This is a genomic window from Kribbella sp. NPDC004875 (genome assembly GCF_042873375.1).
Classification (GTDB): Bacteria; Actinomycetota; Actinomycetes; order Propionibacteriales; family Kribbellaceae; genus Kribbella.
Genome location: NZ_JBIALI010000002.1, coordinates 161,397 through 175,928 on the forward strand (window position 1 = coordinate 161,397; position 14,532 = coordinate 175,928).

At 68.6% G+C, this 14,532-nt stretch carries 13 protein-coding genes; 4 read left to right on the top strand and 9 right to left on the bottom strand.

Annotation, left to right across the window (positions count from 1 at the left end):
* Positions 1-26: 26 nt before the first annotated feature.
* From ACFYRH_RS11915 to ACFYRH_RS11930, 4 genes are all read left to right on the top strand, one after another.
* The gene (locus ACFYRH_RS11915; protein WP_387772205.1) at positions 27-1,784 is read left to right on the top strand and encodes an ABC transporter substrate-binding protein; all 1,758 of its coding nucleotides are present in this window, start codon (positions 27-29) and stop codon (positions 1,782-1,784) included.
* 99 nt (positions 1,785-1,883) lie between these two features.
* Entirely contained in the window at positions 1,884-2,876 is a 993-nt protein-coding gene (locus ACFYRH_RS11920) for an ABC transporter permease (RefSeq protein WP_387772208.1), read from the top strand.
* The gene (locus ACFYRH_RS11925) at positions 2,873-4,054 is read left to right on the top strand and encodes an ABC transporter ATP-binding protein (RefSeq protein ID WP_387772211.1); all 1,182 of its coding nucleotides are present in this window, start codon (positions 2,873-2,875) and stop codon (positions 4,052-4,054) included. The genes ACFYRH_RS11920 and ACFYRH_RS11925 overlap by 4 nt, the downstream gene beginning before the upstream one ends.
* 18 nt (positions 4,055-4,072) lie before the next feature.
* Entirely contained in the window at positions 4,073-5,092 is a 1,020-nt protein-coding gene (locus ACFYRH_RS11930) for an ABC transporter ATP-binding protein (protein WP_387772214.1), read from the top strand.
* A gap of 57 nt (positions 5,093-5,149) precedes the next feature.
* Here the strand turns inward: ACFYRH_RS11930 and ACFYRH_RS11935 are convergent, their stop codons facing one another.
* The 9 genes from ACFYRH_RS11935 to ACFYRH_RS11975 all read right to left on the bottom strand — a co-directional run bounded on the left by ACFYRH_RS11935 (position 5,150) and on the right by ACFYRH_RS11975 (position 14,532).
* Positions 5,150-6,409, bottom strand: coding sequence for a sugar ABC transporter permease (locus ACFYRH_RS11935; protein ID WP_387772217.1), 1,260 nt, complete (start codon positions 6,407-6,409; stop codon positions 5,150-5,152).
* The gene (locus ACFYRH_RS11940) at positions 6,406-7,221 is read right to left on the bottom strand and encodes an ATP-binding cassette domain-containing protein (RefSeq protein ID WP_387772219.1); all 816 of its coding nucleotides are present in this window, start codon (positions 7,219-7,221) and stop codon (positions 6,406-6,408) included. The genes ACFYRH_RS11935 and ACFYRH_RS11940 overlap by 4 nt, the downstream gene beginning before the upstream one ends.
* A gap of 45 nt (positions 7,222-7,266) precedes the next feature.
* Positions 7,267-8,337, bottom strand: coding sequence for a substrate-binding domain-containing protein (locus ACFYRH_RS11945; protein ID WP_387772222.1), 1,071 nt, complete (start codon positions 8,335-8,337; stop codon positions 7,267-7,269).
* 81 nt (positions 8,338-8,418) lie between these two features.
* Positions 8,419-9,594, bottom strand: coding sequence for an ROK family protein (locus ACFYRH_RS11950; RefSeq protein WP_387772224.1), 1,176 nt, complete (start codon positions 9,592-9,594; stop codon positions 8,419-8,421).
* Positions 9,595-9,743: 149 nt separating this feature from the next.
* Complete coding sequence (gene cobS, locus ACFYRH_RS11955; RefSeq protein WP_387772227.1) at positions 9,744-10,514, bottom strand: adenosylcobinamide-GDP ribazoletransferase; 771 nt, start codon at positions 10,512-10,514, stop codon at positions 9,744-9,746.
* Positions 10,511-11,041, bottom strand: a complete 531-nt coding sequence (locus tag ACFYRH_RS11960) for a bifunctional adenosylcobinamide kinase/adenosylcobinamide-phosphate guanylyltransferase (protein ID WP_387772230.1) — start codon at positions 11,039-11,041, stop codon at positions 10,511-10,513. Before ACFYRH_RS11960 ends, cobS begins: the two co-directional genes overlap by 4 nt.
* Complete coding sequence (locus ACFYRH_RS11965) at positions 11,034-11,843, bottom strand: ECF transporter S component (protein WP_387772233.1); 810 nt, start codon at positions 11,841-11,843, stop codon at positions 11,034-11,036. Before ACFYRH_RS11965 ends, ACFYRH_RS11960 begins: the two co-directional genes overlap by 8 nt.
* Positions 11,840-13,450 (bottom strand): ABC transporter ATP-binding protein, encoded by a 1,611-nt coding sequence (locus tag ACFYRH_RS11970; RefSeq protein ID WP_387772236.1) that lies wholly within the window; start codon positions 13,448-13,450, stop codon positions 11,840-11,842. The genes ACFYRH_RS11965 and ACFYRH_RS11970 overlap by 4 nt, the downstream gene beginning before the upstream one ends.
* Positions 13,447-14,532: an energy-coupling factor transporter transmembrane component T gene (locus ACFYRH_RS11975; protein WP_387772239.1), complete on the bottom strand. Its 1,086-nt coding sequence runs from the start codon at positions 14,530-14,532 to the stop codon at positions 13,447-13,449. The genes ACFYRH_RS11970 and ACFYRH_RS11975 overlap by 4 nt, the downstream gene beginning before the upstream one ends.

Sequence of the window (14,532 nt, forward strand, 5' to 3'; positions counted from 1 at the left end):
AGCGGCAGAAAAGGAGAAACCCGACCATGCAGTGGAAACGGATCACCGCAATCGCGGCGACGGTCATGCTGGCCGCCGTGGCTTGCGGCAGCCCGTCCTCGAACAGCGGCAACAAAGGCGACAACAACAGCGTAGGGGGCGCCCAGGAGAAGGCGACGGACCCCACTGCCAAAGGTCCGGCCGCTGACGTAGAAGGTGCCCAGAAGGGCGGCACGATCACCGTGCTGTCGGACGTGACCCCGGACACGTTCGACCCGTCGAACACCTACTACACCGACGGCAACCAGATCGAGAAGCTGTTCTTCCGCACGCTGACCCAGTACCGCCTGGACGGCCCGGACCACAAGCCGGTCCTGGTTCCGGACCTCGCCGAGGACCTCGGCACCAAGTCCGCCGACGGGCTCACCTGGACCTTCAAGCTGAAGAAGGGCATCAAGTACCAGGACGGCACGCCGGTCAAGGCCGAGGACTACGCGTACGCGATCAAGCGGTCCTTCGCCCACGACCTGTACGACGCCGGACCCAGCTACCAGATCCAGTTCTTCAAGGACGGCGAGAAGTACAAGGGCCCGTACGGCCCGAACGGTGACACCTACGCGGGTGTCGAGACGCCGGACGACTCGACCCTGGTCATCCACCTGGCGAAGAAGTTCGACGACCTGCCGTACTACGTCGCGTTCCCGATGTTCACGCCGATCCCGAAGGCGAAGGACACCCAGAAGAACTACGAGCAGCGCCCGATGACGACCGGCCCGTACCAGGTCACGTCGTACCAGCCGGGTGCCGAGCTCAAGCTGACGAAGAACCCGAACTGGGACCCGAACACCGACCCGGTGCGGCACCAGTACGTCGACGGCTGGGACTTCAAGTTCGCTCAGGACACCCTGAAGGTCCAGCGTCAGGTGCTGGCCAGCGCGGGTCCGGACGGCAACGCGGTGAACTACTCCAACCTGGACGTCTCGCTGCTCCCCGAGGTCAAGGACCCGTCGCAGCTGACCAAGGGCCCGTCGCCGTGCACGATCATGTACACGATGGACACCCGGAAGATTCCGTTGGAGGTCCGCAAGCTGATCGCCAAGGCGCACCCGTACGACGGTTGGCGCAAGGTGGCCGGTCTGAACCCGACCGACGACCCGCCGGCGTCCACGATCCTGCCGCCGGCCGTGCCGGGCTACGAGAAGTACGAGCTGCCGGGCCTGAACGGAACCGGTAAGGGCGCCGAGGACGACGCGGTCGCCAAGGAGGTCAAGGACGAGCTGGCCAAGCTGGGCAAGTCGAACTTCGAGCTCAGCTGGTACTACTCGATCGACGACCCGATCTCGACCCGTACCACGCAGTTCCGCAAGCAGATGTTCGAGAAGGCCGGCTTCAAGGTTCGCGCCATCGGTGTCCCGAAGGCGAAGATCCGTACCTTCACCGGTGACCAGAACGCTCCGGTGAACATCGGCAAGACCCCGACCGGTTGGTGCTCCGACTGGCCGAGCGCCACCAGCTGGATGCCGGTGCTGTTCAAGTCCGACGCGATCGCCCTGGGCAACAGCGTTGGTCAGCTGCAGGACAAGGCCCTGGACGCGGAGATCGACGCGGTCTCGGCCAAGGAGCCGAACGAGCAGCTGAAGGAGTGGACGAAGGTCGACAAGGACATCATGGAGAAGTACCTCCCCGTCCTGCCGCTCTACTACAGCGCGAGCAACATGCCGACCGGCAAGAACATCGGGCACGCGATCAACGACCCGACACAGGGCCTCTTCGAGTTCACCTCGATGTTCCTGAAGCAGCCCTGATCGAAGTCCGTTCTGATGATGCAGTACTGATCCACTGAAAGTGGCATGGTGCCCGGACCACAGTCCGGGCACCATGCCGATCGGTGAGGAGACAATCCCGTGCTCTACTTCGTGGCGCGCCGCCTGGTCAGCGCGCTCAGTGTCGTGTTGGCAACCCTGATCGCGACCTTCGCGCTGTTCTTCATCGCGCCCACCGACCCGGCCGGCGCGATCTGCGGCGAGCGCAACTGCACCACCCAGCGCTACAACGAGATCAGGACCAACCTGCATCTCGACCGGCCGAAGGTGCAGCAGTTCGCCGAGTACACCGCGGGGATCTTCACCGGTCGCGACTTCACCACGTCGGGCGTCAAGCAGCACTGCGCGGCGCCGTGCCTGGGCTTCTCGTTCAAGAACGACCGGCCCGTCACCGACATGATCAAATCCCGGTTCCCGGTGACGTTGTCACTGGTGTTCGGGTACGCCGTCCTGGTGCTGACGATCGGTGTGTTCGTCGGATCGATGGCGGCGAAGAGACGCGGGACCCTGGGCGACCGGGCCCTGATGAGCAGCACCCTGGTGATCAGTTCGGTGCCGTACTACATCGTGGCGCTGATGGTCGCTCTCTATCTGACCGTGCTCTATCCGATCCTGCCTCGAGGGGAATGGACACCACCCTCGGAGAATCCAGGGAAGTGGATCGCCGGTCTGCTGACACCCTGGCTGGTGCTCGGCATCTACAACTGCACGTCCTACGCCAGATACTCCCGTGGCTCCATGGTCGAGACCCTGAGCGAGGACTTCATCCGGACCGCGCGGGCCAAGGGCCTGTCGGACCGGGTGGTCACCTACAAGCACGCGCTCCGGTCCGGCTTGATCCCGGTCGTGACGATCTTCGGTCTGGACGTCGCCGGCAGCCTCGGCGGCGCGATCTTCACCGAGCGGATCTTCGACCTCCCCGGACTCGGTGTCCTGGTGCTGGACAGCTTGAACAGCTACGACCTGCCGGTGATCATGGGCACCGTGCTGGTCGCCTCCGTGCTCATCGTCGTGATGAACCTCCTGGTGGATATCGGCTACAGCCTGATCGACCCGCGAGTGAGGCTTTCGTGACCACTCCCGCCCCCGAAGACAAGAAGGACAGCATGGCCGAGAGCGCCGAGGGTGCAGCCATTCCGGCCGACGCCGCGGACGCCGGCGGCGCTGCCAAGCGTGGCCCGTCGGTCGCCACCCGCGAGCGTCGTCAGGGTTCGATCAACCCCAGTGGCGAGACGCCGTACCTGGTGGTCGAGGACCTCGCGGTCAAGTTCCCGACCGCGGACGGCCTGGTCAGCGCGGTGAACGGGCTGAGCTACTCGGTCCCGCTCGGCCGCACGCTGGCGATCGTCGGTGAGTCCGGCTCGGGCAAGTCCGTGTCGAGCATGGCCGTGATGGGCCTGCACGACCGCAAGCGCACCCGGATCACCGGCTCGATCCGGCTCGGCGGTGACGAGATCATCGGCCTCAGCGAGAACGACCTGATGAAGATCCGCGGCGACGCGGTGTCGATGGTCTTCCAGGACCCGCAGTCCTCGCTGCATCCGCTGTACACGATCGGCAACCAGTTGGTCGAGGCGTACCGCGTGCACCACAAGGTGTCGAAGGACGTCGCGAAGAAGCGGGCGCTGGAGATGCTCGACCTGGTCGGCATCCCGAACCCACCGCGCCGGTTCTCGCAGTACCCGCACGAGTTCTCGGGCGGTATGCGGCAGCGCGCGATGATCGCGATGAGCCTGATCAACGACCCGAAGCTGGTGATCGCCGACGAGCCGACCACCGCGCTCGACGTCACCGTGCAGGCGCAGATCCTGGACCTGCTGAACAACCTGCAGAAGGAGTTCGGCTCCGCGATCGTGCTGATCACCCACGACCTGGGTGTAGTGGCCGAGATGGCCGACGACGTCCTGGTGATGTACGCCGGGCGCTGCGTCGAGTACGGCACCGCGGAAGACGTGCTGGCGAACCCGCGGATGCCCTACACCTGGGGCCTGCTGGAGTCGATCCCGACGGTGTCCGCGGCGAACGAGCGGCTGCGCCCGATCAAGGGCCTGCCGCCGAGCCTGCTGAACCTGCCGGACGGCTGCGCCTTCAACCCGCGCTGCCCGTACAAGGACCGGGTCAAGGGCGAGCTCTGCACCACCCAACTGCCGGAACTGCTACCGGTGGACGGCGCCGGTGCGCACACGTCCCGCTGTCACCTGCACGACAAGGCCTCGGTGTACGAGGCCGAGGTCGCGCCGAGACTGGGCTGACGAGGGGACTGAGGAGCCATGAGCGAATCGTTGTTGCAGGTCCGCGACCTGAAGATGCACTTCCCGATCAAGGAGGCCGCCGGCCTCGGCCGGACGAAGAAGGTCGTCCAGGCGGTCGACGGCGTCAGCTTCGACCTGAAGGCGGGCGCCAGCCTCGGCCTGGTCGGCGAGTCCGGCTGTGGCAAGTCCACCACCGGCCGGATGATCACCCGGCTGCTGACGCCGACGTCGGGGCAGATCCTGTTCAAGGGCACCGACATCGCGCAGCTGAAGGAGCGGGACCTGCGCCCGTTCCGCCGCCAGCTGCAGATCGTCTTCCAGGACCCGTACAGCTCACTGAACCCGCGGCAGACGGTCAGCAACATCATCAGTACGCCGCTGCGCGTCCACAACCTGGTGAAGAAGGGCGGGGAGCTCGCGCGCGTCCAGGAACTGCTGGAGCGGGTCGGTCTCAACCCGGAGCACCACAACCGGTACCCGAACGAGTTCTCCGGTGGTCAGCGGCAGCGCATCGGGATCGCCCGGGCGCTCGCGGTGGAGCCCGAGGTGATCATCGCCGACGAGCCGGTGTCCGCGCTGGACGTGTCGATCCAGGCCCAGGTGATGAACCTGCTCGAGGACCTGCGCAAGGACCTCGGGATCGCGTTCGTGTTCATCGCGCACGACCTCGGCGTGGTCCGGCACTTCTGTGACGAGGTCGCGGTGATGTACCTCGGCAAGATCGTCGAGCAGGGCAGCCGGGAGCAGATCTACAACGCGCCGCAGCACCCGTACACCCAGGCGCTGCTGTCCGCGGCGCCCGATCTCGGCACCATCCGCGGCGTCCCGCCGAAGGAGCGGATCCGGCTGGTCGGCGACGTACCCTCGCCGATCGACCCGCCGAGCGGCTGCCGGTTCCGGACCCGGTGCTGGAAGGCGGAGGACATCTGCGCGACCCAGGAACCGCTGCTGGAGATCAAGCCGCAGTCCACCGAGGGCCACACGGCCGCCTGCCACTTCGCGGAGCCGAAGGTCGACCTGACCGCCGCCACCGCGTAACGAGCACAAGTTAGCCCCCGTCAACGGCGACGGGGGCTTTCTTGCGTTCTCGGCCGGCTAGGCGCGGCCGTGGGCCTGGCGGCTGCGGCGGCTGAGGGAGTCGATGGTGACGGCGATCAGCAGGACGCCGGCGGTGACCATGTAGCGGACGTTGGAGTTCAGGCTCAGGAGTGCGAGGCCGTTGGAGATCGAGATGATCACCAGCGCGCCGAGCAGCGCGGAGTACGCCGAGCCGCGGCCGCCGAACAGGCTGGTGCCACCGATGACGGCGGCGGCGATCGCGTTCAGGTTGGTGTCGGCGCCACCGCTGCTCTGGTTCACCGCGACCAGGCGGGCCGCGGCGAGCAGACCGCCGACGGCGGCGAAGGTGGAGCAGGCCGCGAAGACGGACAGGTAGATGCCGCGGACGTTGATACCGGCCCGCCGAGCGGCCTCGACGTTCCCGCCCACCGCGATGACCGAGCGGCCCCAGCGGGTACGGCGTACGGTCAGGTCGGTGCCGGCGACAAGGACCAGGAACAGCAGGAACATCGCCGACACGCCACGGTCACCGTTCAGCGCGATCACCGGAACCAGCAGTACGACGGCGAGCGCGGCGGTCTTGATCGCGATCATCGAGGTCGGCGCCGTCGACAGTCCGGCGGTGGCACGGGCCGAGCGGGCGCGCAGGCGGGACAACGCGTAGGCCGCGACCACGATCGCGACGACGGCGTACGCAAGGGCGGGGGAGAGGAAGCTGCGGGTGGCGAACCCGACGAGCGCCGAGTCGTACGGGAGGTTCAGCGAACCCTCCTTGCCGAGCACCAGCAGCTGCAACCCGAGGAACCCGAGCAGACCGGCCAGCGTGATCACGAAGCTCGGTACGCCGAAGCGCGTGTAGAGCATTCCGTAGAACAGGCCGATCACCAGGCCGACCGCGACGCCGACGACGAGGGACAGGACCAGCGGCCAGCCCTTGTTGACGAACGTGACGCCGAGGACCGCGGCGGCCAGGCCGCTGACCGAGCCGACCGAGAGGTCGATCTCGCCGAGCAGCAGCACCAGGACGATGCCGAGGGCAATCACTCCGACCGACGTGGTCTGCAGCGTCAGGTTCACCAGGTTGCGGCTGGACAGGAACGAGTTGTTCGCGATCTGGAAGACCGCCCAGATGATGATCAGGCCGACCACCACCGGGACCGAGCCGAGGTCGCCGGAGCGCAGCCGGGCGGTGAACGCGGAGACGGCACCACTGAAGCCGTTGCTCGCGATCAGCCGCTCGTCCTGCAGGTCGGCCGGCAGCTGGGTGCTTCCGTTCGTTTCGGCACGCAGCGTCATGACGCGGGGCCCTCCTCCCGGTTCCGGCGAGCGGCGCGCTCGGAGACCGCGTTGTCGGTCGCGCCGGTGATGGCGGCGATGATGTCCTGCGTCCTGGTCTCGCTGACCACGAAGACGCCGTTGTTGCGGCCGAGGCGCAGTACGGCGACCCGGTCGGCGACCGCCATCACGTCGGCCATGTTGTGACTGATCAGGATCACGGCGAGACCGCGTTCGCGGAGCCGTTCGACCAGGTTGAGGACCTCGGCGGTCTGCGCGACGCCGAGCGCCGCGGTGGGCTCGTCCAGCATCACGACCTTGGGCCGGCCGAGCAGGCTGCGGGCGATCGCGACGGTCTGCCGCTGGCCGCCGGACAGGCTGGCGACCGGGATCCGGACCGACGGGATCTTCGCGGACAGCTGCCGCAGCAACTCCCAGGACTGGCGTTCCATCTCGATCTCGTCGAGCACGCGCCCTTTGCGCAACTCGCGACCGAGGTAGAGGTTCGCGACCACGTCGAGGTTGTCGCACAGGGCCAGATCCTGGAAGACGGTGGCGATGCCGAGCTGTTGCGCCTCGGCCGGGCTGCCGACGCGGACCGCCTGGCCGTCGAACACCATCGTGCCGTCGTCGGCGGTGTAGACGCCGGCGATGGTCTTCACCAGCGTGGACTTGCCGGCGCCGTTGTCGCCGACCAGCGCCAGCACCTCACCGGCCCGGACGTCCAGCTCGATGTTCTTCAGAGCCTGTACGGCGCCGAAACGCTTGGAGATCCCCTGCAGGTTCAGCACCGTACCGGCGCCGACATCGAGAGCAGCCGGGGTAACAGTCACACGATCAGCCTCCTGGCTTGTGTTCAGGCCATGATCCCGGCGAAGTCAGTTGGTGGACAGACCCGCGGCCGCACACGCCGCGGCGAAGGACGCGGTGCAGATGTCGGAGGTCTTGTAGATGTTGTCCTTGACAACCGTGTCCTTGATGTTGGCCGTGGTGACCGCGACCGGGTCGAGGATCGTCGACGGTACGCCGCTCTTCTCGGTGGTGGATTCCGGCTTGTCGCCTCGTGCCAGCGCGACCGCGCCCTTCGCGGCGGCCTCGGCCTGCGGCTTGACGGCCTTGTAGATCGTCATCGCCTGGTCGCCGGCGACGATCCGCTGGATCGCGGCGAGCTCGGCGTCCTGCCCGGTGACCGGCGGGAGCGGCTTCACACCACCGCCCTTGAGGGCCGCGATCGCGCCGCCGGCGGTGCCGTCGTTGGCGGCGTACACGCCGACCAGGCCGTTCTTGATCGCGCTGAGCTGGCCCTCCATCCAGGCCTGCGCCTTGTCCGGGCTCCAGTCCGGGGTGTCGAACTCGGCGGCGATCTTGAAGCCGCTCGAGTCGAGTACGCTGTGCGCGCCCTTCTTGAAGTCGGCCGCGTTGGGGTCGGTCGGCGAGCCGTTGATCATCGCGAGGTTGCCCGAGGTCTTGCCGGCTGCCTTCAGGGTGTCGACGAGGGTCTGTGCCTGCAGCTTGCCGACCGCCTCGTTCTCGAACGACACGTAGTAGTCGGCGTTCTCGATGAACCGGTCGTAGGCGACCACCGGCACGTTCTGGCCCTTGGCGGAGCTGGCGACCGCGGCGGCGGCCTTGCCGTCGACCGGGTCGAGGACCAGCACGTTCGCGCCCTGGGTGAGCGCGGCCTCGGCCTGCTGTTGCTGCTTGGCGGCGTCCTGGTCGGCGTTGCTGTAGATCAGTTCGCAGTTGCCGCAGGCCGCCTTCAGGGCCTCGGTGAACAGGGGGCGGTCGAGGGCCTCGTACCGAGTGGTCTTCGACTCGGGGAGGAGCAGCGCGATCTTCTTCGCGCTGCCGCCGCTGCCGGAGTCGTCCGAGCCGCAGGCCACCAGGGAGACAGCGAGGGCCGAGACGGCGATGCCGAGGCCGACGAGACGGGTTGCAGAGACGGACATATGGCGGCTCCTTGACGAGACGGCCCCGATTGGCCTGTCCCGAAGTCAAACCCGCCGGCGTCTTGGCGTCAAGACTTGAATTCAAGAAATAGAGATATTGGTGTGACTCACCATCGACGCACGCTGGATCGCACCCACGATGTCGGCCTCGTCGCCGAGCTCGGCGGACCGCAGTTCGACGGTCGCCGCGGCGCTCGGGATCGCGCACCGGTCGAGCGCCTCGCGCAGCGGCGCGAGGATGAGGTCACCGGCTTCGGCCATCAGGCCGCCGACCACCACGACCTCGGGGTTGAGCAGGTTCACCACGCCCGCGACCGCGACGCCGACGCGGCGGCCCGCGTCCTCGATCACCCGGCGGCAACCGAGGTCGCCGCCCTGCGCGCGGGTCACGATGTCCTTCAGCCGCAGCGGTCCGTGGGACGCGGCGAGGCTGTTGATCAGCGCCCGCGAACCGACGAACGTGTCCAGGCAGCCGCGGTTCCCGCACCGGCAGATCGGGCCGTTCTCGTCGATCGTGACGTGCCCGATCTCGCCCGCCGTACCGGCCGAACCGCGGAACACCTCGCCATCGATCACCAGGCCGGCGCCGACGCTGTACGAGAACTTCAGGTAGCAGCCGTTGCGTACGCCGCGGAGCGCGCCGGCCCGCAGTTCGCCCAGGGCGGCGAGGTTCGCGGTGTTGTCGAGCGCGACCGGGGCGCGCAGGTAGCCGGACATCGCCTCGGCGACGTTGACGCCGCGCCAGCCCGGGAGTACCGCGTCGGAGCCGGCCTCGCCACTGATCGAGTCGACCGGCATCGGCAGCCCGAACCCGATCCCGGAGACGTCCTCGACGCCGGAGCTGACGGTCTCGGCCAGGTCGGCGAGCAGGCGCGCGGCGCGTTCCATGCCGTCGTCGGCGACATGGTCGGCCTGCAGCGGCATCAGCTGCCGGGTGAGGATCTCGCCGGACTCTCTTGCGATCGCGACCCGGACGTCGCGCTCGCCGAAGGTGATGCCGGCCAGCAGTCCGCCGCCCGAGGCCAGCGAGACCAGGACGGCGCGGCGGCCGTTGCGGATGCTTCGGGACAGGCCCACCATGCCGGCCTGGTCGAGCTCCCGGACCATGTTCGACACGGTGGCGGCGGAGAGACCGGACGCGGCGGCGATCTCGACCTGGGTCAGTGGGCCGTGCTCGCGGACCACGCCGAGAACGCGCGCACGGTTGGCTTCGCGCAGCGAAGCCTGCGAGCCCGGCGCCGGGCGGGTTGCGTTCATTACATAAAGATAACGGATCGCGCGGCGTACGCGGCCGCCCACCGCTGGTGAACCACGAACATCATCCGCAACCTCGCCGTCAGTACCCCACTGGAACGTTCAACGGCGACAGTAGACCACTCGCCTCGGACGGTGCTGGAGGTGAGCGCTCACATGCTCAGGGCGAGTGTCAGCAGCGCTACCGGAAGGGCCAGCTCGACGGTCGCGCCGAGGACGTCGCCGGTGCTGCCACCCAGCGCCGATCGGGCCCGACGGGTGCTGAGGACGCTCGTGACGACGGCCAACAGGACAGCCGCCGCGGCGCCCGCGATACGGGCCGGCTCGGGCCAGGTCAGGACGAGTGCGGCACCCAGTACGACGACCGTCGCGAGAGTCGCCGTACCGGGGCCGACGGTGCCGGCGACGATGGTTCCGAGACCGTCGGGCCGGGCGGCGGGGACCGACGTGCGGCAGGACCAGGGGAGGGTCAGACGGCTCGCGGTGGTGGCGATCAGGACTGCTTGCCAGCCGAAACCGGCCTGGAGACACGCGGTCAGCGCGGCGACGTCGAGCAGCAGTACGCCGACGATCGCGACCACACCGAACGGCCCGATGTCGCTCTGCTTCATGATCCGGAGCATCGTCTCGCGATCCCGGCGGCTCCCGAGGGCGTCCGCGAAGTCGGCCAGCCCGTCGAGGTGGAGCCCGCCCGACACCCCGGCGACGACCAGCACCCCGAGCACGGCGGCCAGCAGATCGGCGTCGGGCCGGATGAGGTGCGCGAGGGCGACCACGCCGGCGGCGATCGCGCCGATCACCAAGCCGACGAGCGGGCCGAGTGTCATCGCCCGTCCACCGACCTCGCGGTCGACCCGGGACGGCATACCGGCGGGGAGCACCGTCAGGGTGCCGAAGGCCAATCGGAGCGCGTCGAGTGTCATGTCAGTGGGAGCGTTCGGCCGGCCACCGTCCAGAGAACTTGGTCGGACGCGAGCGAGATGGTGGTGTTCAACCGGCCCATCAGGTCGCGGAACAGCCGGGTGCCGGGGTCGGCGGGGACGATGCCGGAACCGACATCATTGCTGACGGCAACCACGCGGCGGGGCGTGGCCGACCAGGCGTCGGCAAGTCCGGCGATGCGCTCCTCGACGAGGCCGGCGCGGGACAGGTCGGACCAGACGTCGACCGCGTCCATGGTCCGCGAGAGCCAGAGCGTCAGGCAGTCGATCAGCAGGGGAGGGCCGTCGGACTCGAGCAGCGGGACCAGATCGATCGTCTCGGCGAGTCCCCACGAGCCAGGCCGGCGGGACTGGTGCGCGGCAACGCGGGCCGCCCATTCGGTGTTGCCGGAGTCGTTGCCGCCGGTCGCGACGTACACCACATCGGGTACGGCGGACAGCAGGCGCTCGGCGGCGATCGACTTGCCGGAGCGCGCCCCACCGAGAACCAGCGTGCGTTGATCAGTCATCAGCTCTCCTGGTCGTGAAGACCACCGGCGCCTCGAAGGCCGCCTTCCGGGCAGTACGCCGGAACGCGTTCAGGATCGGCCGCCCGAGCGTCAGTACCAGTACCGCGGACAGGATCCCGCGCGGGATGTCCCAGCCGAGCGACGTCGCCACCACGAACAGCAAGTACCGGTGCAGGTTCTCCGTCAGGTCGTCACCCGGGACGAACGAGAAGTTGCCGCCGAACGTCGCGTACGGCCAGAACCAGAGGTTCATGATCACGCCGTACAGCACGCCCGACACCAGCGAGTACGCCGCGAGCAGGGCCAGCTCCAGGCGCCCGCCGGCCCGTGGCAACAGCCCGGCCAGGCACCCCACCCATGCGCACGCGAACATCTGGAACGGCATCCACGGCCCGACTCCGCCGCTGATCAAAGCACCGCCGAGCAACGACACTGCCCCGAGGACGAAACCGAAACCGGCGCCGAAAGCGCGACCCGCGAGCACCAAGAGGAAGAAGCCGGGCTCGAGGCCCGCCGTACCGGGGCCGAGGGCACGCAATGCGGCGCCGACCGCGGCGAGCATGCCGACGAGGGATATCACTTTTGCGTCGATCCCTGACTCGGACAGCTCCGCGAGGACGACGGCCACCAGCAACGGGAGCAGTAGTACGAACAGCCACGGTGCGTCCGTCGTGTGGCCGATCGCGGACGCGCCCTCCTGCGCCGGACGGAAGAACAACGGCCAGGCGAAGGCGAGAACCCCGACGAGCGACGCGACCAGCAGGGCGAGCGTGCTGCGTGGCTTCAGGCGGATGAGGTTCACGATGCGCGCCCCAGGGCTTCGGCGACTTCGCCGACTGTCAGGAACGGCAACGGGGCCAGGATCTTCGCGACCTGCGGGGCGAAGGCGGGCGAGCCGGCGATCACCTCGGCCGTCTCGCCGTCGCTCACCAGCTCGCCTTCCGCGAGCACCATCACCCGTGTGGCGACCTCGGCCACCATCTCCACGTCATGCGTCGACAACACGACCGCATGACCGGCCGCCGCGAGCTCACGCAGGATCGACACCAGTCGTCGCTTGGCGCCGTAGTCCAGCCCGCGCGTCGGCTCGTCCAGCAACAGCAACGGCGGAGCACCGCACAGTACGACGGCCAACGCCAGACACAGCCGCTGTCCCTCGGACAGATCCCGCGGGTGCAACTCCAGTGAGACATCCGGCGCCAGCCGCTCGAGCAACCCTCGGCAACGTCCCGCAGGCACTCTGAAGTCGGCGTCCGCGTTGGCGCACTCGTCGGCCACCGTGGCGGAGTAGAGGAGGTCAGCCGGCTCCTGCGGCACCAGTCCGACCGCCTTCACCAACCGATCCGGTTTGGTACGTCGTGGGTCCACGCCGGCCGCAGTCGCCGTACCGGACCGGACCGGCACGATCCCCACCAGTGCGTTGAGCAGCGTCGACTTGCCTGCACCGTTGCGGCCCATCAGCGCGACGACCTCACCGGCGTTGACGGTTAGGGAAACTCCACGCAGGGCCGTCACGTCGCCGTAGCCGACGACCAGGTCGGTGCACCGCGCTAGCTCCGCACCCAGGTCCGATCTGGACCGTGCAGGCGCAGTCGAGTCCAGCTGACCGCGCATGCTCACCGCAGCTCGCCGGGCATCGCGAACTGAAAGGGGGAGAGGTGACCAGCCGGCCAGGCGGCCCAACTCCACTACGGGAGGCGCGACCGGGGCGGTGACCATTCGGTCGGCCGGCAGACCGGTCGACACCGCGCCACCATGACCCGGTACTTCGATCACGCGGTCGGCGTACTGGACCACTCGCTCGAGCCGGTGCTCCGCCATGACTACCGTGACGCCCAGATCGTGCACCAGGCGCTGCAGCGCGGCCAGCACCTCCTCGGCCGCCTGTGGGTCCAGCGCCGACGTCGGCTCGTCCAGCACGAGCACTGCGGGGTGAGAGGTCAACGCTGCCCCGATAGCGGTCCGTTGCCGCTGTCCGCCCGACAGCGAGCTCAGCGCGCGGTCCCGCACGTCGGCCAGGCCCAACAGGTCCAGCGTCTCCTCGACCCGCCGCCGCATCACATCCGGAGCCACACCGAGCGATTCCATGCTGTACGCCAGTTCGTCCTCGACCGTGTCGGTGACGAAGCCGGCCATCGGGTCCTGCCCGACCATCCCGACCACGTCGGCGAGGTCCCGCGGGCGGTGCTCCCGGGTGTCCCTTCCGTCGACCAGCACCCGGCCGGTCAGAGTGCCGCCGGTGAAGTGCGGCACCAGTCCGTTGATTGCCCGGAGCAACGTGGACTTGCCGGATCCTGTGCGCCCGATCACCAGCGCCAGCTCACCTTCCGGCACGGTGAGGTTCACATCCCGCAGCGCCGGCGCACGAGCGCCGTCGTACGTCACCGTCACTCGGTCGAACTCGATCATGCGACCGCCTTCTTCAAGGGCGGTGCGGCCAGTGCGGGCACCAGTCCGATCAGTACGCCGACAACCGGTAGCACTGGCACCGGTGGGACCACCAACGGCCCGGGAAGGAGCAGACCGTGCACACCGCGAACCGCAGCGGCGACCATCACACCCGCAGCCACCGCACCGGCCGCCACGACAAGCCACTCGGGCAGCGCCCACGGATCGGGCCGGTACCGCGTCCGCGCCACCCGCTGGCGTCCGATCGCCATGGCACCTATTGCCAGCAGCACGCCGACAGTCAACGCGCCGCCTGCGAGCGGGAAGGCCATGGAGTCGGTCAGCAAGGCGTAAACACCGAGCAGGATGCCCAGCAGTCCTAGGAGCACGCAGAGCGCTGTGAGTCGACGCTGCGCTCGCGGAGCATGCGCCGTACGGCCGTAGCCTCGGGAGTCCATCGCGGCGGCCAGTTCTACGGAGCGGTCCAGTGCGCCTTCCAGTACTGGCATCGCGGTGGTGCGGAAGGAGGCGCGGGTGCGGCCGCGGAGACGGCGGGCGGCGCGGACGCGGCGGCCGTCTGTCACCAATTGCGGTGCGAACGTCAGTGCGACCACGCAGGCGACGCCCATCTCGTAGAGGGCCCCGGGCAACGACTTCAGTAGCCGCCGTGGGCTGGCGAGTGCGTTGGCGGCGCCGACGCAGCAGAGCATGACAGCGAGCTGCGCACCGTCGTACAGGGCGGTCAGGAGTGCCTCGGCGGACACCTCGCCGCCCAGCTTCACCCCGGCGGCCCACGCGGGCAACGGGATCTGCGGCAGCGTGAACAGGATCGTGTTGCCCTGTGAGCGCGTCGACAACAGCGCCTGCAGTACTACCCGAATGGCGATCACGAGCAGACCGAGCTTCAGGAACGCGGTGAAGCTGTGTGCCCACGGAGCGTCGCTGCGGCGCGCCGACACGACGAATCCGGTGACAGCCAGGATGAGAGCCAGCAGGACCGGGTTCCTGGTCCTGCTGGCCGCTACGGCCATGCACAGCGCCCACAACCACCAGGCCCCCGGGTGCAGGGCCCGGGGGAGCGTGAGGCTGTGAACGGCACGCAT